Origin of the sequence: Amycolatopsis echigonensis (assembly GCF_014174495.1) — a bacterium.
Lineage (GTDB): Bacteria > Actinomycetota > Actinomycetes > Mycobacteriales > Pseudonocardiaceae > Amycolatopsis > Amycolatopsis echigonensis.
Genome location: NZ_JACJHR010000002.1, coordinates 49981 through 75529, shown reverse-complemented (window position 1 = coordinate 75529; position 25549 = coordinate 49981). Strand labels below are relative to the sequence as shown.

General features: G+C 69.3%; 25 protein-coding genes. 15 read left to right on the top strand and 10 right to left on the bottom strand.

Annotation, left to right across the window (positions count from 1 at the left end; all coding sequences use genetic code 11):
* Window positions 1-121: 121 nt before the first annotated feature.
* A complete protein-coding gene (locus H5411_RS01900; RefSeq protein ID WP_101436553.1) occupies window positions 122-787 on the top strand; it encodes a DUF4232 domain-containing protein in 666 nt (221 codons plus the stop codon).
* A 27-nt stretch (window positions 788-814) separates the two neighbouring features.
* Here H5411_RS01900 and H5411_RS01895 read toward each other — a convergent pair whose 3' ends face one another.
* The 4 genes from H5411_RS01895 to H5411_RS01880 all read right to left on the bottom strand — a co-directional run bounded on the left by H5411_RS01895 (window position 815) and on the right by H5411_RS01880 (window position 4062).
* Complete coding sequence (locus H5411_RS01895; protein ID WP_208637365.1) at window positions 815-1279, bottom strand: hypothetical protein; 465 nt, start codon at window positions 1277-1279, stop codon at window positions 815-817.
* 57 nt (window positions 1280-1336) lie between these two features.
* Window positions 1337-2578: an MFS transporter gene (locus H5411_RS01890; protein ID WP_208637364.1), complete on the bottom strand. Its 1242-nt coding sequence runs from the start codon at window positions 2576-2578 to the stop codon at window positions 1337-1339.
* Between the two features lie 152 nt (window positions 2579-2730).
* Complete coding sequence (locus H5411_RS01885; RefSeq protein ID WP_101436550.1) at window positions 2731-3081, bottom strand: metallopeptidase family protein; 351 nt, start codon at window positions 3079-3081, stop codon at window positions 2731-2733.
* A 3-nt stretch (window positions 3082-3084) separates the two neighbouring features.
* Window positions 3085-4062 (bottom strand): septum formation family protein, encoded by a 978-nt coding sequence (locus H5411_RS01880; RefSeq protein WP_101436549.1) that lies wholly within the window; start codon window positions 4060-4062, stop codon window positions 3085-3087.
* A gap of 97 nt (window positions 4063-4159) precedes the next feature.
* Between H5411_RS01880 and H5411_RS01875 the strand changes: the two genes are divergently transcribed.
* From H5411_RS01875 to H5411_RS01860, 4 genes are read left to right on the top strand one after another with little or no spacing between them, the layout of a single operon-like run.
* Window positions 4160-4780: a hypothetical protein gene (locus H5411_RS01875; RefSeq protein WP_183122774.1), complete on the top strand. Its 621-nt coding sequence runs from the start codon at window positions 4160-4162 to the stop codon at window positions 4778-4780.
* Complete coding sequence (locus H5411_RS01870) at window positions 4781-5947, top strand: glutathionylspermidine synthase family protein (RefSeq protein WP_101436548.1); 1167 nt, start codon at window positions 4781-4783, stop codon at window positions 5945-5947. It abuts the gene before it with no gap.
* 54 nt (window positions 5948-6001) lie between these two features.
* Window positions 6002-6454, top strand: a complete 453-nt coding sequence (locus H5411_RS01865; protein ID WP_101436547.1) for a DUF350 domain-containing protein — start codon at window positions 6002-6004, stop codon at window positions 6452-6454.
* 37 nt (window positions 6455-6491) lie between these two features.
* The gene (locus tag H5411_RS01860; protein WP_183122773.1) at window positions 6492-7406 is read left to right on the top strand and encodes a haloalkane dehalogenase; all 915 of its coding nucleotides are present in this window, start codon (window positions 6492-6494) and stop codon (window positions 7404-7406) included.
* 51 nt (window positions 7407-7457) lie between these two features.
* Here H5411_RS01860 and H5411_RS01855 read toward each other — a convergent pair whose 3' ends face one another.
* Window positions 7458-7994: a DUF4240 domain-containing protein gene (locus H5411_RS01855; RefSeq protein ID WP_183122772.1), complete on the bottom strand. Its 537-nt coding sequence runs from the start codon at window positions 7992-7994 to the stop codon at window positions 7458-7460.
* A gap of 49 nt (window positions 7995-8043) precedes the next feature.
* Entirely contained in the window at window positions 8044-9324 is a 1281-nt protein-coding gene (locus tag H5411_RS01850; protein WP_183122771.1) for an aspartate aminotransferase family protein, read from the bottom strand.
* Window positions 9325-9476: 152 nt separating this feature from the next.
* On the opposite strand from H5411_RS01850, the gene serS reads away from it, so the two are divergent.
* Together serS and H5411_RS01840 are read left to right on the top strand one after the other, a co-directional pair.
* A complete protein-coding gene (gene serS, locus H5411_RS01845; protein ID WP_183122770.1) occupies window positions 9477-10745 on the top strand; it encodes a serine--tRNA ligase in 1269 nt (422 codons plus the stop codon).
* 64 nt (window positions 10746-10809) lie between these two features.
* Entirely contained in the window at window positions 10810-11814 is a 1005-nt protein-coding gene (locus H5411_RS01840) for a DUF3558 family protein (protein WP_183122769.1), read from the top strand.
* 19 nt (window positions 11815-11833) lie between these two features.
* Here the strand turns inward: H5411_RS01840 and lhgO are convergent, their stop codons facing one another.
* Window positions 11834-13018 (bottom strand): L-2-hydroxyglutarate oxidase, encoded by a 1185-nt coding sequence (lhgO, locus tag H5411_RS01835; RefSeq protein ID WP_183122768.1) that lies wholly within the window; start codon window positions 13016-13018, stop codon window positions 11834-11836.
* A gap of 61 nt (window positions 13019-13079) precedes the next feature.
* On the bottom strand, window positions 13080-16157 hold the full coding sequence (locus H5411_RS01830; RefSeq protein WP_183122767.1) for an AfsR/SARP family transcriptional regulator: 3078 nt from the start codon (window positions 16155-16157) through the stop codon (window positions 13080-13082).
* A 114-nt stretch (window positions 16158-16271) separates the two neighbouring features.
* On the opposite strand from H5411_RS01830, the gene H5411_RS01825 reads away from it, so the two are divergent.
* The 6 genes from H5411_RS01825 to H5411_RS01800 all read left to right on the top strand — a co-directional run bounded on the left by H5411_RS01825 (window position 16272) and on the right by H5411_RS01800 (window position 21640).
* On the top strand, window positions 16272-17420 hold the full coding sequence (locus H5411_RS01825) for a DegT/DnrJ/EryC1/StrS family aminotransferase (RefSeq protein WP_183122766.1): 1149 nt from the start codon (window positions 16272-16274) through the stop codon (window positions 17418-17420).
* A 26-nt stretch (window positions 17421-17446) separates the two neighbouring features.
* Window positions 17447-18376: an NAD-dependent epimerase/dehydratase family protein gene (locus H5411_RS01820; protein WP_183122765.1), complete on the top strand. Its 930-nt coding sequence runs from the start codon at window positions 17447-17449 to the stop codon at window positions 18374-18376.
* Between the two features lie 37 nt (window positions 18377-18413).
* Window positions 18414-19631: a glycosyltransferase family 4 protein gene (locus tag H5411_RS01815; protein WP_376772078.1), complete on the top strand. Its 1218-nt coding sequence runs from the start codon at window positions 18414-18416 to the stop codon at window positions 19629-19631.
* Window positions 19631-20248, top strand: a complete 618-nt coding sequence (locus tag H5411_RS01810; protein ID WP_101436538.1) for an acyltransferase — start codon at window positions 19631-19633, stop codon at window positions 20246-20248. Before H5411_RS01815 ends, H5411_RS01810 begins: the two co-directional genes overlap by 1 nt.
* Window positions 20249-20405: 157 nt before the next feature.
* Complete coding sequence (locus H5411_RS01805; RefSeq protein ID WP_183122850.1) at window positions 20406-20906, top strand: SigE family RNA polymerase sigma factor; 501 nt, start codon at window positions 20406-20408, stop codon at window positions 20904-20906.
* Complete coding sequence (locus H5411_RS01800; RefSeq protein WP_183122764.1) at window positions 20903-21640, top strand: hypothetical protein; 738 nt, start codon at window positions 20903-20905, stop codon at window positions 21638-21640. Before H5411_RS01805 ends, H5411_RS01800 begins: the two co-directional genes overlap by 4 nt.
* Here the strand turns inward: H5411_RS01800 and H5411_RS01795 are convergent, their stop codons facing one another.
* Together H5411_RS01795 and H5411_RS01790 are read right to left on the bottom strand one after the other, a co-directional pair.
* A complete protein-coding gene (locus tag H5411_RS01795) occupies window positions 21641-22594 on the bottom strand; it encodes a Gfo/Idh/MocA family protein (RefSeq protein WP_183122763.1) in 954 nt (317 codons plus the stop codon).
* On the bottom strand, window positions 22591-23697 hold the full coding sequence (locus tag H5411_RS01790; protein ID WP_101436534.1) for a DegT/DnrJ/EryC1/StrS family aminotransferase: 1107 nt from the start codon (window positions 23695-23697) through the stop codon (window positions 22591-22593). Before H5411_RS01790 ends, H5411_RS01795 begins: the two co-directional genes overlap by 4 nt.
* 190 nt (window positions 23698-23887) lie before the next feature.
* Between H5411_RS01790 and H5411_RS01785 the strand changes: the two genes are divergently transcribed.
* Window positions 23888-24958: an ATP-grasp domain-containing protein gene (locus tag H5411_RS01785; RefSeq protein ID WP_101436533.1), complete on the top strand. Its 1071-nt coding sequence runs from the start codon at window positions 23888-23890 to the stop codon at window positions 24956-24958.
* Window positions 24937-25530 carry an HAD family hydrolase gene (locus H5411_RS01780; protein ID WP_183122762.1) on the top strand — a complete coding sequence of 198 codons (594 nt, stop codon included), beginning with the start codon at window positions 24937-24939 and terminating at the stop codon, window positions 25528-25530. The genes H5411_RS01785 and H5411_RS01780 overlap by 22 nt, the downstream gene beginning before the upstream one ends.
* The last annotated feature ends 19 nt before the right edge of the window (window positions 25531-25549 follow it).

Here is a 25549-nt window from a genome sequence, read left to right as displayed (position 1 = left end):
CGTGAACCCGGGCCCGGTGGGGAACTCACCGGGTGCGGAGCAACCCCGTCCGGACCTGGCACGTCCTCCGGATGAAGGTTTCACCCAGGCAGGCGTTCACCAGCACAGCGAGGCGAGTGAGATGGCAAACACGAAGAAACCGTGGATTTCCCTGGTCTTCCTGTCCGCAGTGGGCGCGTCGGGGGCGCTCCTGCTTTCCGCGTGCGGCCAGGGCGCACCCGCCGCGAGCGGTCCGGCGAGTTCGGAAACCCCGTCGAGCAGCCCGATGTCGTCGGCTTCGTCCGCCGCGTCGTCCGCTCCGTCTTCCGCGTCGTCCGCCCCGAGCGGCGGCACGGCGCCGGCCGAGAAACCGCCCGCTGACAACGGCCTGTGCAAGGCAGGCGACGTGTCCCTGTCGCTGGGCGGCGGCGACGCTGGTGCCGGTTCGCAGTACCGGTCGCTGCTGATCAAGAACACCAGCGGCAAACCGTGCACCATCCAGGGCTTCCCCGGGGTGTCCTACGTCGGCGGCGAAAACGGGGCCCAGATCGGCCAGCCCGCCCAGCGCGACGGCGACAAGGGCGCGCCGGTGAACCTGGCTCCCGGCCAGACCGCCGCGGCGGACCTGCAGTTCGCGCAGGTGCGCAACTTCGACCCGGCGGTGTGCAAGCCGACGCCGGTCAAGGGGCTTCGCGTGTACTTGCCGCAGGAGACCGCGTCGAAGTTCGTGCCGCTCGACGGCCTCGGCTGCGCGGGCACGAACATCCCGGGCAAGCAGCTCGGCGTGAAGACCGTGCACAAGGCCTGACCAGCTCAAACCGCTCTGCGCGTGGGGTCAGCCCCGCGCGCAGAGTTGTTCGACCTGGACGACGGCAGCCTGCCCGTCGCGGTTGTCGAAGCGGCTGCTGAGCACCATCTTGTTCACCGCGTCGAGGCTTTTGGCCAGCGGCTGATAGTTGCCGTCGAAGGTCGCCGCCGCCTTGGCAAGTTCCGTCGCGCCGGTGACGCGGTGCACCGCGTCGTCGGACATTCGGGTGAACTGCGCCGCGTCGACGCCGCCGGTGGTGTCCGGGATGTGCCCGGCACGAGAGAACGCGGCGCACGCGGCCGCGGCGTCGACATTCGCTCCGGCACGTTGGCCGGACAGCCCCCACAACAGCCCGAGCACGCATCCGCCGAGCACGAATCCGGCAATGGCGGCGATCACCAGCGGCCGACGCGAGGCGGGCGGCGGCGGTTCAAGATCCGGATCGGTGTCGCGGTCGTCGTCCGGCAGCGGCGGAGTGTCGAGCGCAGTCATCACGTACCTCCGGGCGGCCGGGGTGAGCTGTTATTTCAGCACCAAATCCGCGCCGGATCACTGCTGCGAACGGACTCCGTCGCCGGTCGAGGCCGTTTTGTCATCGAGCGGGTGCCCACGCAGCGCGAAAAGTGCGTAGCCGGTCACGAACAGCAGCAGAACGCCTGAAGCGGTGAAGGTGTCGCCCGCCGAGCCGAGCAACTTCGTGAGCAACCCGCCGAGGAGCGCGCCGAGCGGGATCGCGCCCCAGACGACGGTGCGCCAGACGCCGAGCACGCGGCCGAGCAGCTCGCCTGGCACGAGCGTGTGGCGCGCGGTCGCGAGCACGACGTTCACCGCCACTACCGCCGCCGCGAACACGCCGAACAGGACCGCGGACACGACCGGCTGGCGCACCAGGCCCATGCCGCCAAAGCCGAGCGCGCAGAACAACACCCCGCCGATCAGGACCGTCCGCCGTCCGATGCGCCGGGCCAGCCGCGGGGTCAATCCGGCCCCGACCAGGCCGCCAGCCCCGCCGACGAACGCGAAAGCGCCGAAGGCGGCGTCGGACAAATGCAGGTCTTCCAGCGCGTACAGCACCAGCTGTGCCTGGGCCAGCTCGCTGATCAGGCTGAGCAGGCCCGCGATCGCGAGCAGCCGCAGGAGCAGGGAATGCCGCCGCAGCCAGCGGAAGCCGTCCGCGAAATCCGCCCGAATGTGTGACTTGGTTTCCTGCCGCGGCCGGTAGTTGCCCGCCATGCCGAGCAGCACCGCGGCCCCGACCGCGAACCCGGCCGACGAGAGCAGGAACGGGAAAGCCGCGAACATCGCGAAGGTGGCGCTGCCGACCGGGCCGCCGAGGAACGTCTGGCCGACGATCTCGCATGCCTGCAGCTTGCTGTTGGCGCTCTGCAGCCGGTCCTCCTCGACCAGCGCGGGCGGCAGCACGTTCGCCGCGCTCTCCGCGACCGTCTCCGCGATGCCCACGAGCAGCGACGCGACGTAGATCGTCCAGATCTCCACCGAACCGAACGCGAGCAGCGCGGTGACCGCGGCGACCACGAGCGCGCGCATCGCGTTCGCGGCGATCATCGCCCTCTTGCGGTCGATCCGGTCGACGAGCGTGCCCGCCGGGATGGCGAACAGCAGCCACGGCAGGAACTGCACCGCCGACAGGGCGGCGATCTCCACCGGATCGCGGGTCAGCGTGGTCGCCAGCAGCGGGAAGGCGACCTTGGCGATGCCGTCGGCGAGGTTCGACGTGCCGCTCGACGCGAGCAGCCAGCGCAGCCGGCTGTCCGTCTGACGATGCGACACGAACCACCTCACGAGGAAGGAAACTGCCTGGTGAGGCCAGTCTAGGGAGATCGACGGCGTTCTGTGACGCTTTGGTGACGATCGGTGGTATCCGCGGTCGCGTCGCGATGGTGCTCAGAGAAGAGCAACGGGCCGGCGGGGCGCCGCCGGAATCAGCCCCAGCCGAGTTCGTGCAGCCGCTCGTCGTCGATGCCGAAATGGTGGCCGAGCTCGTGCATCACGGTGATCAGCACTTCCTCGACGACGTCGTCCTCGGTGTCGCAGAGGTCGAGGATCGGTTCCCGGTAAATCGAGATCCGGTCCGGCAGCGTCCCGCTGTAGTGGCTGGTGCGCTCGGTGAGCGCGATGCCGTGATAGAGCCCGAGGATGTCCGGTGCTTCCTCGTTGAAGTCCTCGACCAGCACCACGACGTTGTCCATCGCCGCGGCGAACTCCGCGGGCACCTGGTCGAGCGCGTCGGACACGAGTTCCTCGAACCGCGCCTGGCTCATCTCGACGGGCACCGCTCAGTTGCCCCCGCCGGAACTGGGCGGCGAGCTCTGCTGCTGGCCCGACGATCCGGACGACCCGCCCTTCACGCTGCCGGTGACCGCCTGGAACCCGCTGCCGTCCGGCAGCGTGGCCGCGACCTTGCAGTTGACCTTCGTGGACCCGGCGTCCCAGCTCTCCTGCTCGCGCGAGTCCCAGCCGAGGGTGAGCTTCTTCGAGGAGAGGTCGGTGCTGCCGGTGTAGTCCTTCACGGCCTTGTTGCACTCGGTGTCCAGCCAGGACTTCTGGTCGTCCAGCTTGGGGTAGCCGTCCTTGAAGTGCGAGGCCAGGTCGAGGGTCGCGATGATCTCGTAGGAGTGCGGCTTGCTGCAGTCGACCGGGTCGCCGACGCCCTTGCCCACCAGCGCGAGGCAGGTGCCCGGGGCCCACACCATCGACTGGTCCTGGGTCTTCGCCGCACCGGTCGTGGGCTGCAGGGTGCCGCCCGGACCGGCGAACTGCAGGCCGCAGCGCAGCTGGCGGTCGCCCTGCGACCACTGCGCCGAGGTGGGCCGCAGCAGGTTGGTGGTGAGCTTGCCGTACGGGTCGAGCGGGTGACCGAGGTACGGCCGCACGTCGGAGTTGCACTGCTGCTGCGCGATGTCCTGCCACTGCTCGAGGCTCGGGAACGGAGCCTGCTGCGGGTACTTCGCGCCGATGTCGACCACGGTGGTGACCTCGAACAGGTGCGCCTGCTCGCACGGCACCGCGTGCGCGTCGGAGGCGTCCTTGGCGGTCCAGGTCAGGCAGGTGCCCGGCGGCGAGTGGAACGCCTGCTGGGCGGCCTCGGTGAGCTTGCCCTCCCCGCCGCCCGCGCCGCCGGCGAGCGTGTCGGTCCAGGAGAAGGCGACGCTCAAGGCCAGCGCGATGACCGCGCCGAAGAACACCCCGGCCATCACCACGCGGGTGGTCAGGGTCTGCATACGCGAAGGGAACCGCTCCGAGCGTTGAGACATCGATACCCATGATGCCCGCGCCGCATGAACCGCGCGTGTGCCGGGTCGATTAGGGTGGAACGCGGGGTTTGCAGTGGTGGGGGATTACGGAGCGCACATGACGCAAGACGACACCGGCGGCGTGCAGCCGCCCGAGGAGCCGAAGAAGCCGGGCTCGATGCGTTTCCAGGACGCGAACACGCAGCCCCGGCAGCCCTCGGTGGCCGAACAGCGGGCCCGCCGGCAGGCCATCGCCGACCAGGAACGCGAACGTCAGGAAGCCCTCGCGGCGCAGGAGGCGGCCGACGCGAAGGCGGCCACCAAACGCAAGATCCTGATCGGCGGCGGCGTCACCGTCGGTCTTGTCGGATTGGTCGCGACGTTCTACACGATCGCCAAGCCCGCCGAGGTCACCGCGGTCTGCACCGACTCCAACGGGGTCATCCAAAACGACCAGTACTGCGACGAGAGCTACGCGACCAGCCACGGCGGCCACTACAGCGGCGGGTTCTGGTTCATCCCCCTTCCGGGCGGCGGGTACAGCCAGTACCGCTACAACTACGGCGGATCCGGCAACATCGGCCAGCACGTCTCCGGCGGCAGCTTCACCGCGCCGTCGGGCAACACCAACGTTTCGACCAAGTCGGGCAGCAGCATCCAGCGCGGCGGGTTCGGCATCAGCGGCAAGAGCGGCACCTCCGGAGGCACCGGCGGGACCGGCAAGAGCGGAGGCTCGTAGGTGTATCGGGACCGGCGGGAACCGCGCCGCGACTGGCAGCGGATCGTCGAAGAGCAGGGCCTGGTCTACGGCACCCCGGCGCGCGACGGCACCGGCAAACCCCGGCCGTACTGGGACGAGTCGGTGCACTATGTCTTCGACATGGACGAGGTGCTGTCGCTCGAGGCGGACGTCGAATTGCTGCATTCGATGTGCCTGGAGGCCGTCGACAACGTCGTGACCACCGAGCAGTACCACCGCTTCGGCATCCCGGAGTGGGTGTGGCCGCACATCGCGGAGTCCTGGAAGCGCCAGGACCCGCACGTCTACGGCCGCTTCGACCTGCGCTACGACGGCAAATCGCCGGCCAAGCTGCTGGAGTACAACGCGGACACGCCGACCACGCTGCTGGAGGCGTCGCTGCTGCAGTGGTACTGGAAAACCGACGTCTTCCCGGAAGACGACCAGTGGAACTCCATCCACGAGAAGCTGGTGGAGCGCTGGAAGGAGCTCGGCGGCAAGCTGCCGTCGAACGAGCTGCACTTCACCTGGTCCGCCGCCGATCCGAGCGGCGAGGACCACGTGACCACGGCGTACCTGCAGGAGACCGCGGCCGAGGCCGGGCTCGACACGGTCGGGCTCGCGATCGAGGAGATCGGCTGGGACCCGGTGCTCAAGCGGTTCGTCGACCTCGCCGAGGCGCAGATGTCCACGGTGGTGAAGCTGTACCCGTGGGAATGGGTCGTCGACGAGGAGTTCGGCAAGTTCGCGGTGGAGACCATGCCGCGCACGCTGTGGGTCGAACCGCTGTGGAAGATGCTGCTGTCGAACAAGACCCTGCTCGCCGTGCTGTGGGAGAACTACCCCGGGCATCCGAACCTGCTGCCCGCGTTCGCTGACGATCCCGGCCTGCTCACCGAGTACGTGCGCAAGCCGAAGCTCGGCCGCGAGGGCGCGAACGTGCAGATCGTGGCCACCGGGTACGAAACGCAGACCGACGGCGTCTACGGCGCGGAAGGCTACGTCTACCAGGCCTTCGACCCGCTGCCCGAGTTCGACGGGTACCGGCCCGCGCTCGGCGCGTGGATCGTCGGGGATTCCTCGGCGGGCCTCGGCATCCGCGAGACCAGCGGACTCGTCACCGACGACGGTGCGGCGTTTGTGCCGCATCGTATCCCGGAGTCATGATACAACCCTGGATGTCCGATTCCACCGGCTGAATTGGCCATCCAGGGAGACCCCGTGACCTCGACGCTCGCGCTGCCCGCAACGTTCGGTTCCGACCTCGTGCGCGGCATCGGCGCGATCCTGCTGTACGGCATCGTCGGCCTGCTGCTGATGTTCGCCGGGTTCTACGCGATCGACTTCACCACGCCGGGCAAGCTGTCGAAGCTGGTCACCCGCGGGCTGCCGAACGCGGTGATCGTGACCGCGTCCGGGCTGCTCTCGATGGCGTTCATCGTGGTCGTGGCGATCTACAGCTCCGCGAGCGACCTCACCGCCGGGCTGATCACGTCGCTGGTCTACGGCCTGCTCGGGATCATCGTGCAGGTGCTGGCGGTGCGGCTGCTGGAGTGGGCGACCCGGATCGACGTCGGGTCCACGATCGAGAGCGAGAAGTTCGCCCCGGCGAGTGTGGTCGTCGCGGCGGCGCACCTCGGGCTGGGGCTGGTGGTCGCGGTAGCGATTTCGTAGCGTTCGCGCACTGCCGCGCGGTCCCGTTCCCACTAACGTGGGACCCGTGCGACTCCTCAGGACGCCGGAAGACCGGTTCGCGGACCTGCCCGATTTCGCCTTCGAACCTCAGTACACCGATCTGTCCGACCCGGACGGCGGGCTGATCAGAGTCGGCTACGTCGAGGCCGGGCCCGCCGACGGGCCGCCCGTTCTGCTGCTCCACGGGGAGCCGAGCTGGTCGTTCCTCTACCGGAAGATGCTGCCGGTGCTGGCCGACGCCGGATTGCGGGCGATCGCGCCGGACCTGGTCGGGTTCGGGCGGTCGGACAAGCCCGCGGAGATCGCCGACCACAGCTACGCGCGGCACGTGGAGTGGATGCGCCGGTTCTCCTTCGACGTGCTGGGGCTGAACGACGTCACGCTGGTCGGGCAGGACTGGGGCGGGCTGATCGGGCTGCGGCTGGTGGCCGAGAACCCGGGACGGTTCGCCGGGGTGGTCGCGGCCAACACCGGATTGCCGACCGGGGACGTGGACATGCCGCCGGTGTGGCACAAGTTCCGCGAGGCGGTGGAGGGCGCGCAGATCCTGGACGTCGGGCGGTGTGTGCAGGCCGGGTGCCAGACGCCGTTGTCGGAGGAGGTCCGGGCGGCTTACGACGCGCCGTTCCCGAACGAGATGTACAAGGCCGGACCGCGGGCGATGCCGGGGCTGGTGCCGACGCGGCCGGACGACCCGGCGTCGGAGGCCAATCGGGCGGCCTGGGCGACGTTGACGGAACTGGATGTGCCGTTCTTGTGCGCGTTCTCGGACGGGGACCCGATTACCGGGGGGATGGCGCCGATTCTGCGGCGTTCGATGCGCGGCGCGGGTGGTTTGGACCACCCGACGGTCGCGGGGGCCGGGCACTTTTTGCAGGAGGATGCGGGGGAGACGCTCGCCGAGCACGTGGCGAGGTTTGTGCGGAAGTGACTCACTGCGGTGCGGGACGGGTTCCCGCACCGCAGCGCTGGTGCCGCGGGATCAGGACAGACAGGCCGCGGCCAGCCGAGGCAGCCTGCGCCGCATCTCGTCGGCGTCCTCGTAGTCGAACTCCCAGTCAGGGTCCAGCTGCGGGTACCGGATGGTGAACGAGTCCGAGGGAAGTTCCTCGCCGGTCGCGTCGATGTGCGCGCTCGAGGCGACGCCCAGGGCGGCTTCGCACTCCAGTTCTTCGCCGTCCGCCGCGGCCTCGCGCGCCGCGGGCAACTCGGCCAGTTCGTCCGGGGCGGCCACGATCCGCTCGAAGACTTCCCGGCCTTGCATGACCAGCCAGCCGCGGAAGTAGTCGAAGCCGTCGTCGGAGCAGCCGCCGTTGACCAGGTAGGCGGCTGCCCACAGCGGCGCGCGGTAGGAGTCGGCCAGCAGCTCCCAGACGATCTGCTGGGCGGCGACGATCTCCTCCCGCGGCCGCGCGGAGAGCAAAGCGCAGGCTTGTTCGGCTACGTCGTAGCTGTCTTCCGGCGCGGAGGCCTGGCCGCGTGCCTCGTCGATTAAGGCCCAGAACTGTTCGGTGTTCACGAGAACGGATCTTCGCACCGGGGTACGACAAAATCGCCGGGGCGAGCGGTCAGGACAGCGCGGCCAGCGAGTCGAGGAGGATTTGCAGACCTTCGGCGGCCTCGGCTTCGGTGAGGGTCATCGGCGGGCCGATGCGCAGGACGTTTTTGTGCAGGCCGCCCTTTCCGATGAGCAAACCGCGGTCCTTGGTTTCTTCCAGCATTTGCTTGGCGGCGGCGGTATTCGGCGTTGTGGTGCCGGGTTCGATCAGTTCGACGCCGATCATCAGGCCCTTGCCGCGCACCTCCCCGACGAAGGGGCTGTTCGCCGCGCGAAGGCCTCGCATCAGCTGGTCGCCGCGGGCTTTGCAGTTCGCCTGCAGATCGTGGTCGTCGATGTAGTCCAGAACGGCCAGCGCGCCCTGCATGGACACCGGGTTGCCGCCGAAGGTGGAGAACGATTCCGCCCGGAAGCAGTCCATGATGTCGCCGCGAGCGACCACGCCGCCTACTGCCAGGCCGTTTCCGAGGCCCTTGGCGAAGGTCATCATGTCCGGGACGACGTCGTGCGCCTGGATGCCCCAGTAGTGGTCGCCGGTGCGGCCCCAGCCGGTCTGGACCTCGTCGGAGACGAACAGGATGCCGTGGTCGTCCAGGACTTCCTTCATCGCCTTGAACAGGCCGTCCGGCGGGGAGCTGAAGCCGCCTACGCCCTGGATCGGCTCCGCGATCAGGCAGGCGACGTCGCCCGCGGTGGCGGTTTCGAGGAGCTCCACCAGGTCGGCGACGCAGGCGTCGATGTAGGCGGTGTCGGGCAGGTCGCGGAAGGGGCTGCGGTAGCGGTAGCCGCCGTGGACGTAGTTGACCTTGACCGGGCTCAGCGAGGACGCCGACCAGCCCCGGTTGCCGGTGATCGCGACCGTGCCGAACGACCGGCCGTGGTAGGAGTTCCGCATCGCCAGCACCTGGTTGCTGCGGCGGTATTGGGTGGCGAGCATCAGCGCGGTGTCGTTGGCTTCGCTGCCGGAGTTGGTGAAGAACACCTTGGCGTCCGGGATGCCGGAGCGTTCCGCGATGCGTTCGGCCAGCTCGACCTGCGAGCGGATCAGGTACAGCGTCGAGGTGTGCAGGACGCCGGTGTCCAGCTGCTTGCGGACCGCGTCGCTGATCGCGGGGACGTCGTAGCCCATGGCGTTCGTGAGCACGCCGGCGAAGAAGTCGAGGTAGGTGCGGCCGGTGGAATCGGTGAGACGGCGATCCTGCGCGTGCACGATTTCGATCGGCTCGTCGTACAGCAGGGACATCCAGGACGGGAGCACCGCGCGGTGGCGCGCGAGCAGGTCGTCGGTCATGTGAATTCCCTCCGCTCCGGGTTCTAGCGAGTATGGGGAGCGCGGGAAACGGGCGACAACGATCAGACTGTCGGGTTGTCTCGAGGGCGCCGCACAGTGTGTACGGGAAACCGCGTCGAAGGCGCGGCTGGCCTGCGACTACCCTTCTGTCCGTGATTGACCCCAGGACTCTGCGCGAAGACCCGGAAGCCGTGCGCGCGTCGCAGCGTGCCCGTGGCGAGGACGAGGGAGTGGTCGACAAGCTGCTCGACCTCGATACGCGCCGCCGCTCTGCGATCGCGACCGCCGACAAGCTGCGGGCCGAGCAGAAGTCCGTGTCCAAGCAGGTGCCGAAGGCCTCCGCCGAGGAGAAGCCCGCCCTGCTGGCCCGCGCCAAGGACCTGTCGGCGCAGGTCAAGGCCGCTGAGGTCGAGCAGAACGAGGCGTCGGAGGAGTTCGACAAGCTGTTCCGCGTCCTGCCGAACCTGGTGCACCCGGACGCGCCGGTCGGCGGCGAAGACGACTTCGCGGTGCTGAAGACCGTCGGCGAGGTGCCGTCGTTCGACTTCACCCCGCGCGACCACCTCGACCTGATGGAGGGCCTCGGCGCGCTCGACATGGAGCGCGGCGCGAAGGTGTCGGGCTCGCGGTTCTACTTCCTGTCCGGCGTCGGCGCGCAACTGCAGCTCGCGCTGCTGAACATGGCCGTGGCGCGCGCGACGGCGAACGGCTTCACGCCGATGATCACGCCGTCGCTGGTCCGCCCGGAGATCATGGCCGGCACCGGCTTCCTCGGCGCGCACTCGTCGGAGGTGTACCGGCTGCGCGACGACGACCTGTACCTCGTCGGCACGTCGGAGGTCCCGCTCGCGGGCTTCCACTCGGACGAGATCCTCGACCTCGCCGCCGGTCCGCGCCGCTACGCGGGCTGGTCGTCGTGCTACCGCCGCGAGGCCGGGTCGTACGGCAAGGACACCCGCGGCATCATCCGGGTGCACCAGTTCGACAAGGTCGAGATGTTCGTCTTCGCCAAGCCGGAGGACGCCGAGACCGAACACGAGCGGCTGCTGGGCTGGGAAGAGGAGATGCTCGCCGCGATCGAGGTCCCGTACCGGGTCATCGACACCGCGACCGGCGACCTCGGCACGTCCGCCTACCGCAAGTACGACTGCGAGGCGTGGGTCCCGACGCAGGAGACGTACCGCGAGCTGACGTCGACGTCCAACTGCACCACGTTCCAGGCCCGCCGGCTGTCCGTCCGCTACCGGGACGACAACGGCAAACCGCAGACGGCCGCCACGCTGAACGGCACGCTGGCGACCACGCGCTGGATCGTCGCGATCGTGGAGAACCACCAGCAGCCGGACGGTTCGGTCCGGGTGCCGGCGGCGCTGCGCCCGTTCCTGGGCGGGCTCGAGGTGCTGGAGCCGGTCAAGCGCTGAGCCCGGGCTCGCTGTCGTGGACCCCGCTGGTCAGTAGGGTGCGGGGCGGAGGAGGAGACAGCCGATGAGGTTCAACGGAGCGGCGGTCGCCCTGGCGGCGGTCGCGATGCTGCTCGCCGGGTGCACGCAGCAGGTGAGCGGTGTGGCTTCGCCGGTGCCGGGGCAAGGGCCGGTCACACAGGTCGTCGACCCGTGCGCGTTGCTCGACGCGAAGCAGCTCGCCGGGCTTGGCTACAAACCGCAGGGCAGGCCGGTGAAGGCCAGCAAGGAACAGCGCGCGCCCGCGATGTGCCTGTGGACCGCGACGGACACCGAGCACACGGTGGTCATGTCCGTCGGCTGGTCGGTGGACCTGAGCCTCGACGACTACCTCCAGGGGGCTCTCAAGAAGGCCGACCCGGTGGAGCTCGGCGGGTTCGCGTGGACGCGGTACGCCGGGTTCATGGGCGGCAGCTGCGACCTGTACACGACGCTCGGGCCGAAGTCGTTCGCCTTCGTGAGCGTGTCCTATCCGGACGACGCGCAGGCCTGCGAGCGCACGAAGAAGGTCATCCCGCAGGTCGCCGCGCATCTGCCGGGCGGGCAGCCCGCGCCGCCGATCACGCCGAGCACTCCGCCGGGGGGCACCGCGCCGAGCGGGCCGCTCGCGTCGGTGAACCCGTGTCAGCTGCTGAAGCCGGAGCAGGCGCAGCAGCTGAAAATGGCACCGCAGGGGCAACTGGACAGTTCCAAGGTCATCTCGCCGAACGTGACCTACTGCCTGTGGAAGGACACCGACGGAGACGGCGGGCAGAAACCGTTCGAGGTCTGGGTCGGGCCGGACGTGCCGTTGAAACGCTGGCCGGGCATGGAAGTCGCGCCGACCGAGCAGATCGACGTGAACGGCCGGAAATGGTCGCTGTTCCCGAACTTCAACGATTCCGGCGGCGTGATCTGCGCGGCGGCCGGGCTCTCGGTTTCGGACACCGCCTCGATCCAGATCGTCAGCGGGCAGCTGTCCGACAAGACCAAGGCGTGCGACGCGGTCAAGGCCGGAATCCCGATGGTGTCGGGGAATCTGCCTTCCTGAACTGTCTACATTAGACGGTTCAGTCGGTCACCTGGTCGGCGATGTACTTGGCGATCTCCAGTGCGCTCGTCGCCGCCGGGCTCGGCGCGTTGAGCACGTGCACCTGGTCCTTTGTGGACTCAATGAGGAAGTCGTCCACCAGTGAACCGTCCGGGCGCAATGCCTGCGCGCGCACACCGGAGCCGTGGCGCACGATGTCGTCCTCGGTGACCGCGGGCACGAGCTGCGCGAGGCTGGCGGCGAACCGCTTCTTCGAGAACGACCGCAGCACCTCTTCGAGGCCGGTCGGGTAGGCGTACTTGCGCGCGAGCTTCCAGGAACCGGGGAAGCGGGCGACGTCGGCGAGATCCTTCACCGACACGTCGGCCCAGCGGTAGCCCTCGCGGCGCAGCGCGAGCACGGCGTTCGGGCCCGCGTGGACACTGCCGTCCAGCATGCGGGTCAGGTGCACGCCCAGGAACGGGAGCGTCGGGTCCGGCACCGGGTAGATCAGGCCGCGCACGAGGTGGCGGCGCTCCGGCTTCAGTTCGTAGTACTCGCCACGGAACGGCACGATGCGCGCGCTCGGGGTGAGACCGGCCAGTTCGGCGACGCGGTCAGCGTGCAGGCCGGCACAGTTGACCAGCGCGTCCGCGCGCAGCACCTCGGAACCGGTGGCCACCTCGACGCCGCCGCCGCGAGCCGGGCGGATGCCCAGCGCGGGGGTGTTCAGCCGCAGGTCCGCGTCCGCCTCGTCGAGCAGCCGTACGAGGGCCGCGCACACCGCGGGGAAGTCGATGATCCCGGTCGACTCGACGCGCAGCGCGCCGACGCAGGACACCTCCGGCTCGTACTCGCGGGCCTCCGCGGGGGTGATCCGCTTGGCCGGCACGCCGTTGGCCTCGGCCCGCTCGGCGAGCGTGTCCAGCGCGGGGATCTCCGCCTCGCGCGTGGCCACCACCAGCTTGCCGCAGACCTCGACCGGCACCCCGTACTGCCTGGCGAAATCCACAATGGACCGGTTGCCGCCGACCGACATCCGCGCCTTGAACGAGCCCGGTTTGTAATAGAGCCCGGCGTGCACGACGTTGGAGTTGTGCCCGGTCTGGTGCGCCGCCCAGCGAGCTTCCTTTTCGAGCACCGTCACGTCCTGACCGCGCTGGGACAGCTCCCACGCGACCGACAGCCCGACGATTCCCCCACCGATCACAACTACGTTCCGCACGGCAGGGAAGGCTACGCGCTCTCGTGCGGCGCTGCGTACCCCCCGACGGCGTGGTACCGGTTCACTGGACCGGGGACAATCCGGCCAACTCGAGGCGTTCGTATGGTTCTAGCTGCTTACCGGCGGTGTACGCGGCGGCGAACCCGTCCGGCCCGAGCGCCTGCTCCGCGGCCGCGGTGACCTGCGCGACATCGTGCTGGCCGGGCACGGCGGTCCCGCGCACCGCGGCCGCCGCGCCGAGCAGAGCGGCGGCGTCGGCGAACCGGCCCTCCTCGGCGAAGACCCCGGCGACGCCCTCGAACGCGGTGGCCAGTGACCCGTGGTCATGCCAGCGGTGCGCGGTTTCGACCCCGAGTCGCATCCGGCGGCGGGCGTCCTCCGGGCGATGCTCGGCCACGTCGATCCAGCCGAGCGCGATCGACGCGGCTGCCCGCGCGATGGCGGCCGAGAACGAGTCCGCGGCGCATTCGGCGAGCGCCTGCTCGGCGAGAGCCCGTGCGGTGGCCAGATCGCCGGAGCGGCGGGCGAGCCCGGACAGTCCGACCTGACCGCTGGCCCGGGTCTCGGGCATTCCGGTGCGGTGGGCCAGTTCGACGGTCCGCTCGTAGTCCGCCTTCGCGCCGTCGAGATCGCCGCGCAACGCTCGGCTGTCGCCGCGACGGCACAGCAGATCCGCGTAGTCGTCGGTCGCGCCGAGCGTCTGCATGAGCGACAGGGACTCGGTCATCGCGGTGAGCGCTTCTTCGTGACGGCCGCGCAAAACCAGCAGTTGCGAAAGGTGGTCGAGCGCCATCGACAGACCCCAGCGTTCGCCGAGCGCCCGGTAGCGCGCTTCGCCTTCTCGCAGACCGCGTTCGGCTTCGTCGAGTTCCCCGGCGAGAATCGAACGCAGACCGTCGCCCATCGGCACGAGTGCGTTCAGCCACGGGTCGGGTTGCTTTTCGAGACCGGACAACTGGAGCCGCGCGTCGTTGTCTTCCGGCGGTCCGAGCACGACGCCGGACAGCATGAGCATCATCGGATGCTCCGGCGTCCAGGCAGTGTCCATCAGGTATTGCTCCACATAGGACCGATAGTTCGCCGTTTCGGCGGCTTCGGGCGCGCCGGCCATCGCGGTCAGCAGGCACATGAGGAATTGCTCGCGGTGCCCTTCCGGCGGTTCCGCTTGGCAGTGGCGCACGATTTCCATCGACAGCGTCGCGCCTTCGTAACGTCGTCCGCGCAGCCACCAATACATCGACAGTGCGGTGGCGATCCGCAAGGCAAGCGACGGATCCGCCGCGGCCGACCACCGGAGCGCGGCCACGATGTTGTCGTACTCAGCGTCGATTTTCCGCAGCCAGTCCAGCTGTTCCGCGGTGCGCAGCTTCGGGTCGGCTTCCTCGACGAGCCGCAGGAACGCCTGCGCGTGGGCGCGCCGGAAACGCTCGGTCTCGCCTGCAGCGTCGAGCTTTTCCGCGCAGAACGCGCGGATCGTCTCCAGCATTCGGTAGCGCCCGCTCGAAGGCTCGACAAGCGACTTGTCGGCGAGTTCGGGAAGCAGATCGACGGGGGCGTCGCATACCTGCTCGGCGTACGCGAGTGTCGCGCCGCCGGTGAAGACGGTCAGCCGGCGGGCGAGGCGGCGTTCGTCTTCATCGAGGAGATCCCAGCTCCATTCCACGACGCCGCGGAGCGACCGGTGCCGTTCGTCGGCGGTGCGGCTGCCGCGGGCGAGGAGCTGGAAGCGGTCGTCGAGCCGTGCGGCGATGTCGGCGACCGGCAGCGTGCGCACGCGGGCGGCGGCCAGTTCCAGGGCGAGCGGAAGGCCGTCGAGCGCGGCGCAGATCCGCACGACGTCGGCCGCAGTCTCGTCGGTCAGCCGAAATGCCGGGTCGCTCGCCCGGGCGCGGTCGAGGAACAGCCGGACCGCGGGGTAGGCCTCGACTGTCTCGGTGCCTGGTGGCGGCACGGCCAGGCGGGGGATCGGCGCGAGCTGTTCACCGGTGATGCCGAGCGGTTCCCGGCTCGTCGCGAGGACGCGCAGCCCGGGGCAAGCGGGCAGCAGCTGCGCGACCACCCGCGCTGCCGCGGCGATGACGTGTTCGCAGTTGTCCAGCACGAGCAACGTCGCCTGGTCGCGCAAAGCCGACACGAGCCGGTCGACCGGGTCTTGCCGACCGCGTGGCCCTTCGCGCAAACCGAGCGCGGTGAGGACGGCCTGTGGCACGTCGTCGGCGACGTGCGGGGCCAGTTCCACGAAGGCACACGGCCCCGCGTCCGCCGCGGCTTCGACGGCCAGCCGGGTCTTCCCGGTCCCGCCGGGGCCGAGCAGCGTGACGAGCCGGGCCTGCCGCAGGAGATCCGCGACCTGGCGCAGTTCGTCTTCGCGGCCGACGAAGCTGGTGAGCTGTGCGGGCAAGGGCGTCGCGGCGTTCGCCGACTCGCCGCGCAAGGCGGCCAGATGCGCCTCAGACAGGTCTGGACCAGGATCCGCGCCCAGTTCCTCGGCGAGCGTGCGACGGGCGTCCTCGAACGCGGCCAGCGCCTCGGCGGTCCGGCCCGCCGCGTGCAGGGCGCGCACCAGCTGGGCCCGCGGCCGTTCGCGCAGCGGATGCTCGGCGACGGCGGTGCGCAGTTCGTCGAGAACGTCGGCGGCGCGGCCGAGCGAGATCTCCGCGTCGACCCGGTCGGCGGCCGCCTCGGCCCGCAGCTCGGTCAGCCGGGTGGCCTGGACCTCTGCGGCTGGCACGTCGGCGAACGCCGGTCCGCGCCACAACGCGAGCGCCTCGCCGAGCAGATCGCTGGCCCGCGTCGGGTCGCCCTCGGCCAGTTCGCGACGGCCCTCGCCGGCCAGTCGTGCGAAGCGGTGCGCGTCCACTTCGTCCGGTTCGATCCGGAGGCGGTACCCCGCCGAGGTGAGTTCGATCGGCAGTTTCAGCGCGCCGCGCAGCCGCGAGACCTGCGATTGCAGCGCGTTGGCCGCGCCGTCCGGCGGTTCCTCGCCGTACAGCCCGTCGATGAGCCGTTCGGCGGACACGAAGCGTCCGGCATCCGCCGCGAGCAACGCCAGCAGCGCCCGGCCTCGCGGGCCGCCTACGGCGACCGTCCCGCCCGCGCCGTCCCATGCGACGACGGCCCCCAGAACCCCGATCCGCATTCCGTGAGCCTATGCCCCGGACGGGTGGCTACCCGTGGGTTCTGTCCCCGAAACAGGCAGGAAGCGCGACTTCTATACACTTCGGCGCGACCCCGCGCAATGCGGGACACCCCGATGCACAGGAGATCTACCGTGGGCGAACCCGTCCTGCTCGGGAAGCCGACCGTCGGCGACGAAGAGCTCGCAGCCGTCGCCGAAGTGTTCCGTTCCGGCTGGCTGGCCGGCGCGGGCCCGGCGTGCCGTCGCTTCGAGGAACGGTTCGCGCAGACGACCGGCACCGCGCACGCTCTGACCACCAGCAACTGCGGCTCCGCCCTGTTCCTGGGCCTGAAGGTGCTGGGCGTCCAGCCCGGCGACGAGGTGATCGTCGGCGACTACACCTTCCCGGCGACCGGCCACGCCGTGCTGCAGGCCGGCGCGAAGCCGGTCTTCGCCGACATCCGCCCGGACATCTTCAGCGCCGACCCGGCCGCGATCGAAGCGCTGATCACGCCGCGCACGGTCGGCATCCTCGCCGTCGACGTCGCGGGCCAGCCCGGCGACTTCGACGAGTACCGCGCCATCGCCGACAAGCACGGCCTGTGGCTGTTCGAGGACGCCGCCTGCTCCGCGGGCGCGACCTACCGCAACCGCCCGGCGGGCAGCCTCGCCGACCTGGCCGCGTTCTCCTTCCACGGCCGCAAGGGCATCACCGCGGGCGAGGGCGGCGCGCTGGTCTCGAACCGCGAGGACCTGATCGCGCACGCGCGCAAGATCCACACCTACGGCATCGAACCCGCGTTCACCCGCGAGGGCTCGCAGGAACTGCCGATCCCGACGTTCCACGAGCTCGGCTGGAACTTCCGGCTGTCGGACATCCAGGCCGCGATCATGGGCGTGCAGCTCGACCGGCTGCCCGACCTGCTCGCCGCCCGCCGCTCGGTGGCCAAGCGCTACCACGAGGCGTTCGCGGACCTCGACGCGCTGACCGTTCCGGTCGAGGCACCCGACCGCGAGCACCCGTGGCAGGCATACTTGATGACCGTGGCCCCGGAGATCAGCCGCGACGCGCTGGCTCTGCGGATCCGCGAACAGGGCGTGCAGTGCAACTTCGGCACCTACGCCTCCCACCTGCAGCCGGTGTACGGCGAGCAGCAGCCGCTGCCCGTCTCCGCCGACGCGTTCCGCCGCCAGCTGGCGATCCCGATGCACGCGGAACTCACCGACAGCGAAGTCGAGCGCGTGGTCACCACCGTGCGCGAAGCCGTATCCGCCCTTTCCTGACCCGCCGACCCTCCTGAGGAGAACCCATGTCCGACAAGAAAGTTTTCTTCACCGGCGCCGGCGGTTTCATCGCCTCGCACGTGATCCCGCTGCTGCTGGAGAAGGACTACACGGTCCGCATCTTCGACAACATGACCCGCGGCAACCGCGACCGGGTCAACGAGTTCGTCGCCACCGGCAAGGTCGAACTGGTCGAGAAGGACGTGCGCTACGGCGTCGGCGTCCGCGAGGCCATCCGCGGCTGCACGCACGCGATCCACTTCGCCACCGTGTCGATCAACAAGTCGGTCGCGGACCCGGGCGAGTCGATCGACATCAACATGGTCGGCAACAACAACGTCTTCGCGGCCGCCGCCGACGAGGGCGTCGAGCGCCTGGTGTTCGCCTCCAGCGCCTCGGTGTACGGCGAGCCGGAGAAGCTGCCGATGCACGAGGACGACAAGCTGAACCCGCTCACCCCGTACTGCATCTCCAAGCGCGCGGGCGAGGACCTGCTGGGCTTCTACGAGCGCACCAAGGGCCTCTCCTGGAACGCCCTGCGCTTCTTCAACGTGTACGGCCCCGGCCAGAAGATCGAGGCGTACTACACCTCGGTCATCAACCACTTCATCCAGCGCCTGCGCGCCGGCCAGCCGCCGATCATCGACGGCGCGGGCGACCAGTCGATGGACTTCGTGCACGTGACCGACCTCGCCAGGGGCGTCGTCGCCGCGCTGGAGTCGGAGCAGGCGAACCTGCCGATCAACATCGGCACCGGCATCGACACCTCGATCGCCACCCTGGCGAAGATCCTGATCGAGGCCGTCGGCGTCGACGTCGAGCCGGTGTTCAACAAGCGCGACGTGCTCGTGTCCCGCCGCGCCGCGGACATCACCCGCGCCCGCGAGGTGCTCGGCTGGGAGCCGACGATCACCGTCGAAGAGGGCATGCGCGCCTTGGTGCGGGACTCCGAGTGAGCACTTCCGTCGGCGCGTCTTCCAAGGGGAATGCGTAATGAGCACTGCGGGCCCGGCCGAAGGAAAGCCCATGCGGATCGTGGTGGTGAACAACTTCTTCCCGCCGCGGGTGGGCGGAAGCGCGCACATGTCGGCCTCGCTGGCCGCCGAGTACGCGGCCGCCGGGAACGAAGTGCTGGCGATCACCGCTGCCTACGGTGACGCGCCGGCGGAAGAGGAGCGCGACGGATACCGCGTCGTGCGCCTTCCCGCGGTGAAAATGCCGCAGCTCGGCCTGTCGATCGACTTCGACATGACGTTCGCGTCGATGCGGCCGGGCAACTGGCGGCGGCTGTGGAAGCTGCTGAACGAGTTCAAACCGGACGCGGTGCACCTGCACGGGCAGTTCTTCGACCTGTCCTGGATGGTCGGCATCTACGCGCGCCGGCACAAGCTGCCCGTTCTGCTGACCATCCACACGCTGCTGATCAGCGAGAACAAGATGTACGGCCGGGTTTTCCGCGCGCTCGACGCGATGCTGGTCAACCCGGTGCTGAAGTACCTGCGCCCGCGCTTCATCATCCTCGACAAGCAGGGCGTCGACTACTGCGTCGACCGCTACGGCACGAGCGACGACAACTCCGAGTACTTCCCGATCGCGGTGGACACCGGGCATTTCGCCAAGCCGGTGACCAAGGACGTGCGCGCGGAACTGGAAATCGGGGACGCGCCGCTGATCGTGTCGCTCGGGCACGTGATCCCGCTGCGCGACCGGCTGCCGCTGATCGAGGCGCTGCCCACGATCCTGGAGCGGCATCCCGGGCTGCGCGTGGTGGTCGTCGGCCGGGTGTATCACGACGCGTTCCAGCAGCGCGCCAAGGAACTCGGCGTCTCGGACGCGCTGATCGTCACCGGCGCGGTGCCGAAGGCGGACGTGCCGGCGTACTTCGCGGCCGCGGACATCGTCACGCACGACCTCAACGGCGGCTGCGGCACCGCGTCGCTGGAGGCGATGCTGTCCGGCACCGCGACCATCGCGTCGGTCACCGAGGACAACTACCCCGGCATCGAACTGCACAACGGCGAGAACATCCTGCTGGTGCGGCCGAACGATTCCGAGGCGGTCGCGACCACCGTACTGTCCCTTTTGGACGATCCGAAGGAGCGCGCGCGGATCGCCGAACGGGAAGCCGCGATGGTCCGCGACAACTTCGGGCTGGACGTAGTGGCCGAGGAACACCTGCGGGTGCTCACGAAACTGGTGGCGGACAACTGATGTTCTTCGATGACGAGCGCAGCAACCGGCTGCGCCCGATGATCCTGAACGACCTCGTCGCGCAGTACATGAACGACGCCGAGCGGGCCAAGTTTCTCGGCCTGCCGGAATCGTGCCGCGTGCGCGAACGGGTCAAGATCGTCAGTCCGGACAACCTCACGATGGGCGAGCACTGCTGGGTCGGCGAGGGCGCGGTCCTCGACGCGAGCGGCGGGCTGGAAATCGGCGAGCACACCAGCATCGGACTGAACACGCTGGTGTTCACGCATTCGAGCTGGCTGGCGAACATGGCGCTGGAAAACCATTCCGGCAGCGACCTGATCGAACGCAAGCCGGTGAAAATCGGCAAGGGCTGTTTCATCGGCGGCCTCGTGGTGATCATGCCGGGCGTCACGATCGGCGACTTCGCGACGGTGCAGCCGAACTCGGTGGTCGCGAAGGACGTCCCGGAACGTTCGCTGGTCGCGGGCAACCCGGCGCGGGTGTTCCAGCGCTACGACGAGGAGTACATCGAGGCGGAGGTGAAGCGGGTCCGCGAGGAAAACGCCCGCCGCCGCGCTTTGTCGGACGACCCGTCCGGCTGGGGCTCCCCGTCCGGAGATTTCAGCGGGAAGTGATCCGGACACGGCGCGTCACGCGGTTGGCGTTTCTCCTCGACGCACTTCCCCGGAAACGATGCGTCGCCATTGAGACAAGACTGACCAGCTATTTCATCGACGCACGTCTCCCATCCCCGTAACCTGGACAGCACGACAACCGGGAAACAGGGGTGGGATAGTGCGCGGGGACGACGAATTCGCCGACTTCGTGCGGTCCTGTTCCGCTCGGCTCACTCACGCGGCCTATCTGCTCACCGGCGACCGCCATCAGGCCGAAGACGCCGCGCAGACCGCCTTCACCCGCACTTATGCCGCCTGGCCCAGGGTGCGGCGGAAGAACCCGTACGCCTACGCCCGGCGCGTGCTGGCCAATCACGTCATCGACATCTGGCGCCGACCGCTCCGCGAATACGCCACCGAGGAGATGCCGGAACCGGCGAAGGTGCCCGACATCTCGCACGCCGTCACCGATCGGGAATGGCTTTCCGACGCATTGGCCCGGCTCACCGCCCGGGAACGCGCCGTAGTGGTTCTCCGGCATTTCTTCGATTTGCCGGAACACCAAGTCGCCGAGGAACTGGGCGTGTCCGTCGGCACGGTCAAGAGCACCAATTCGCGCGCGCTGGCAAAGCTGCGTGTCGACGGCGACGCGCTGGTCGGGGAGGTGAGCGCGTGACCGACGAACTCGACCGATTGCGTGCCGCGCTTCAGGAAGCGCCCGCGGAGCCTTTCGCCGAGCCCGATCTCGACCGGATCTTCAAAGAGGGCGGGCGGATCCGGCGTCGGCGGCGGGTTCTGACGTCGTCCGGCGCGGCGTTGGCCGTGGTCGCCGTCGTGTTCGGGGCGGCCTGGCTGCGTTCGCCGGGCAGTGCGCCGGAACCGGTGCACGCGGCGGCGTCACCGTCGCCGATGGTGACGAGCGTGGCCTCGTCGACTCCTCTTCCGGCGCCGACGTCGGCTGAATCGCGGCCGCTCGGCGAGGTGATTTCCACCGGCACCTACGCCGAAGGCGCCGAACTTGTCTTCTACGCAACGGAAATCGATGACCCGGAGAATCTGCCGAACGTCCAGTTCGGAGTGATGGCGAGCCTCTCCGAGCCGGACGGAAACCTGCGCCCGCTCTACCTCGCCAACGAATCCGACGGCAAGGACCGGTCTTTCGGCTTCCACGCCACCTCGGGCGGCACCACCGTCGCCGACGTCTGGGTGCCGGTGTACGGCTACTTCAGCGGCCCGGCCGCCCGCATTGAGACCACAGTGGACGGTCGCACGGTCCCGGCGCACACGGCGCGCTGGAGCGAGGACCCCGACGTGGTCGTGTTCTGGTTCGACCAGGACGACGTGCCGTCCGCCGAGAGCGCGACCCCGCTGGTCGCCTACTCCGCGGACGGCAAACGCCTCACCACGTAATCAGGCGGCTTCGGCCAAAACCTGCGCCACGACCTCGTGCGACGGCAGGATCAGCGCCCGCTCGACCTCCGCGTCGACCTTGCCTTCCAGCAGATCGACGAACCGGTCCAGCTGCGTCGCCAGCGGTTCGCGCGCGGTGACCAGCTCCGGGATTTCGATGACGGTCTGCTGCCGGTAGCCGAGGCCGTCCGGGGTGACCGAATCGTGCGAGACGTGCCGGTAGATCGTCACGTCGCGGCGCAGCAGGTCGATCTCCACCATCCGGTCCAGTTCGGACACCATCAGCGACCGCACCTTGCGCTGCGCCAGCCGCGAAGCCGACACGGTCGCCAGGCCGGTGGGGAAGGACAGCACCGTCTCGATGGTGTCCTCGGCGCCGGCGACCGACTGCGGGTGGAAATACCCCGCGCTGGAGGTGACCCGGCCCGGCGTGGCCCCGCCGAAGAACTGGATCGCCAGGTCGACGTCGTGCACCAGCAGGTCCCACGCGACACCGGTCTTGATCCGCGGCGCGTACGGGCCGTGCCGGCGCGCCATCAGGTGCACCGGTTCGTTCACCAGCGCCCGCGCGGTCATCACGGCCGGGTTGTAGCGCTCGAGGAGCCCGCACATCAGCGGGACGTCCTTTTTCGCCGACAGGGCAACGATTTCCTGCGAGAGCTCGAGGCTGTTGCACACCGGCTTCTCGACCAGCATCGGCTTGCCCTGGCCGAGAATCTCTTGTGCCAGCTCGTAATGCACCTCGGTGGCCGAGGCGAGCACCACCGCGTCCACATCGGACAGTGAGCCGATTTCCGGCGTCCACTCGGTTTCGTAGCGTTCGGCGACCGCGCGGCCGGCTTCCTCGCGCGGGTCGATCACGCGGGCCAGGTCCACCCGGTCGTTCTGCGACAGGACGCGGGCGTGCAGCGAGCCCATGTTGCCGGTGCCGACGAGTGCGATGCGGTGCGTCATGCGCCGAGCACCTCGCGAACGGTCTCGATGATCCGGTCCAGCTCGGACTCGGTCAGATGCGGGTGCACCGGCAGCGAAAGCGCTTGCGCGGCAACGGCGGACGCCACGGGGAAGTCCTCGACGCGAGCGTCCGGGATCAGCGGGTGCCCGCGGTAGCAGTCGTAGTCGAACACGATCTTCGGGTAGTAGATCCCGTTGCCGATGCCCTTTTCGGTCAGCGCGGCGGCGAACTCCTCGCGCGAGAGCATCGCGTGCGGGCCGACCAGCACGGTGTACTGGTGCCACACGTGCTCGCGGCCGGGCAGCACCTGCGGCACCTCGAGGCCCGGCGTGCCGGCGAGGCCCTCGGACAGCCGCTTCGCGTTGGCCTGGCGGGCCGCGGTGAGCTGGTCGAGCTTCTCCAGCTGCGGGATGCCGACCGCGGCGTGCAGGTCGGTCATCCGGTAGTTGTGGCCGGCCATCTCGTACTGGTACCGGGCCTTCATGCCCTGGTTGCGCATCACGCGCAGCTTGTCGGCCAGCGCGTCGTCGTCCGTGGTGATCACGCCGCCCTCGGCGGTGGTCACGTTCTTGGTCGCGTACAGCGAGAAGCAGCCGATGCCGTACGAACCGGCCTTGCGGCCCTCGAACGAGGCGCCGACAGCCTGCGCCGAATCCTCCACCACGTGCAGTCCGTGCTCCGCGGCCAGCGGCGCGAGCTTGCCCATGTCGGCGGTCTGGCCGTACAGGTGCACCGGCATCAGCACCTTGGTGCGCGGGCCGACGGCGGCCGCGACGGCGTCCGGGTCGATCGCGAAATCGTCGCGCCGGATGTCGGCGAACCGCACGGTCGCGCCCGCTTCCAGGATCGCGTTGAGCGTGGCGACGAAGGTGAACGGCGAGGTCACCACTTCGTCTCCGGGCCGCAGGTCGAGCGCCTGCAGGGACGCGACCAGCGCGGTCGTCCCGTTGTTCACGGCGATGGCGTGTTTCGTTCCGGACACGTGCGCGAACGCGTCTTCGAAACGCTTTACCATCGGGCCCTGGGCGATAGCGCCGGATCGCAGCACTTCGACGACCAGGTCCTCCGCAGCACGGACGTCGACCACGGTAATGGGGATCATCTGCAGTCTCTCGCTCTCGGCGGGCTCTTTCGGCGCGTCCGGTACAGTCTTGCCTCGGCATGGCACGAGCCCCGAGTTCGGTGCAGTCAGCACAGACGCGGGCGTCACGATACTCGCCGACCACAAGTGGGCTTCCGGCTACCGTCCCGGCTCCGGCGGGAACTGAACAGGTAAGGCTGAGAACACGCGAATGAGCAGCGCACGCATCCTCATCACCGGCGCCGGCGGATCTGCCGCCTACAACTTCCGGGACGCGCTCGCGGTCGCCGGAAACGACTACCAGGTCGTCGGCACCGACGTGAAGCCGTTCCATCTCGAGCTTCTCGACGTCGAGGCCAAATACCTGGTGCCGCCGGTCAGCGATCCCGGATACGCCGACGCGATCAACCGCGTCATCGAAGCCGAGCGCATCGATTTCGTGCACCCGCAGCCGGATGTCGAGGTCGGCTTCCTCGCCGAAAACCGCGACAAGCTCAACGCGCCGACGTTCCTGCCGGACGCGCGCGCCATCGCGTTGTGCCACGACAAGATGGCGTTCAACGCGCACATGAAGGCGAACGGCGTCTCGGTGCCGGAGGCCATCAAGATCGATTCGCCGGACGACCTCAAGGGCGGGCTCGAAGAGCTGCTCAAGATCAACCCGCGGGTCTGGCTGCGCGCCATCCGCGGCGCCGGTTCCCGGGGCAGCCTTCCGATCAACTCCTTCTACCAGGGCGACGCCTGGATCGACTACTGGCGCGGCTTCCGCGGCCTCGACTACGGCGACTTCATGGCCAGCGAGTACCTGCCGGGCGAGGAGTTCGCGTGGCAGAGCCTGTGGCACGAGGGCGAGCTGATCACCTCGCAGGCGCGCTCCCGCATCGAATACATCTTCGGCAACCTGACGCCCAGCGGGCAGAGCTCGTCGCCGTCAGTGGCCAAGACGGTCAACCGCGACGACGTGAACAAGATCGGCGAGTCCGCGGTGCGGGCGGTGTCGGACAAACCGCACGGCGTGTTCTGCGTGGACATGAAGGAGAACGCCGCCGGGGTGCCGATGGTCACCGAGATCAACGTCGGCCGCTTCTTCACCACGAGCAACTTCTTCGCGCACGCCGGGCTGAACATGCCCGACATGTACGTCCAGCTCGGCCTCGGCAACGAGCTGACCGAGCGGCCCGCGGTCTACAACCCGCTGCCCGACGACCTGTACTGGGTCCGCATGATCGACATGGGCTACCGCTTGGTCAAGGAAGGCGAATGGGCGTCGAAGCGGATCTGACCGGGCGGAAGGTGCTGGCCTTCGACTTCGACGGCACGCTCTTCCGGCTGCCGGTCGACTTCGCCGGCCTGCGCGCCGAGCTGGAGCTGGCGCCCGAGGACAAGCTCGGCGAGCTGTTCCAGCGCTGGCTCGACGAAGGCGACACCGCCCGGCTCGACGTCGTGACGCGGTTCGAACGCGCCTCGGTGCCCCGCGGCGAGTTCACCGACGGCGCCCGCGAACTGCTCGCCGAGCTGGCCGGGGACTACCGGCTCGCGATCGTGACGAGGAATTCGCGCCGGTGCGTCGAGGACGCGCTGGGCAACCTCGCCCGGGGCCTGCACGTCATAGGGCGGGAGGACGTCCGCCGGCTCAAGCCGGATCCCGAGGGCGTGACCGCGGTGCTCCGGCACTTCGGCGCGGCCCCGGAAGAGGCGGTGCTCGTCGGCGACACCTTCCACGACGTGGAGGCCGCGCACGCCGCCGGTGTCCTCAGCGTGGTCGTCCGCAACGACGCGCTGAAGTTTCGTCCCGAGGGCGCGGACCGCTACCTCGGGACGCTCCGTGAACTGCTGCCCGCACGCGCGGGCTGAAACCCCACGGTTGGTACCG

Coding starts and splice junctions, on each gene's coding strand:
- H5411_RS01810 (WP_101436538.1), top strand. CDS start 19,631: ATGTTCTTCGATGACGAGCGCAGCAACCGGCTGCGCCCGATGATCCTG.
- H5411_RS01795 (WP_183122763.1), bottom strand. CDS start 22,594: ATGACGCACCGCATCGCACTCGTCGGCACCGGCAACATGGGCTCGCTG.
- H5411_RS01880 (WP_101436549.1), bottom strand. CDS start 4,062: ATGTCTCAACGCTCGGAGCGGTTCCCTTCGCGTATGCAGACCCTGACC.
- H5411_RS01815 (WP_376772078.1), top strand. CDS start 18,414: ATGAGCACTGCGGGCCCGGCCGAAGGAAAGCCCATGCGGATCGTGGTG.
- H5411_RS01780 (WP_183122762.1), top strand. CDS start 24,937: ATGGGCGTCGAAGCGGATCTGACCGGGCGGAAGGTGCTGGCCTTCGAC.
- H5411_RS01900 (WP_101436553.1), top strand. CDS start 122: ATGGCAAACACGAAGAAACCGTGGATTTCCCTGGTCTTCCTGTCCGCA.
- H5411_RS01825 (WP_183122766.1), top strand. CDS start 16,272: ATGCACAGGAGATCTACCGTGGGCGAACCCGTCCTGCTCGGGAAGCCG.
- H5411_RS01820 (WP_183122765.1), top strand. CDS start 17,447: ATGTCCGACAAGAAAGTTTTCTTCACCGGCGCCGGCGGTTTCATCGCC.
- H5411_RS01895 (WP_208637365.1), bottom strand. CDS start 1,279: ATGACTGCGCTCGACACTCCGCCGCTGCCGGACGACGACCGCGACACC.
- H5411_RS01840 (WP_183122769.1), top strand. CDS start 10,810: ATGAGGTTCAACGGAGCGGCGGTCGCCCTGGCGGCGGTCGCGATGCTG.
- H5411_RS01790 (WP_101436534.1), bottom strand. CDS start 23,697: ATGATCCCCATTACCGTGGTCGACGTCCGTGCTGCGGAGGACCTGGTC.
- H5411_RS01850 (WP_183122771.1), bottom strand. CDS start 9,324: ATGACCGACGACCTGCTCGCGCGCCACCGCGCGGTGCTCCCGTCCTGG.
- H5411_RS01830 (WP_183122767.1), bottom strand. CDS start 16,157: ATGCGGATCGGGGTTCTGGGGGCCGTCGTCGCATGGGACGGCGCGGGC.
- H5411_RS01785 (WP_101436533.1), top strand. CDS start 23,888: ATGAGCAGCGCACGCATCCTCATCACCGGCGCCGGCGGATCTGCCGCC.
- H5411_RS01875 (WP_183122774.1), top strand. CDS start 4,160: ATGACGCAAGACGACACCGGCGGCGTGCAGCCGCCCGAGGAGCCGAAG.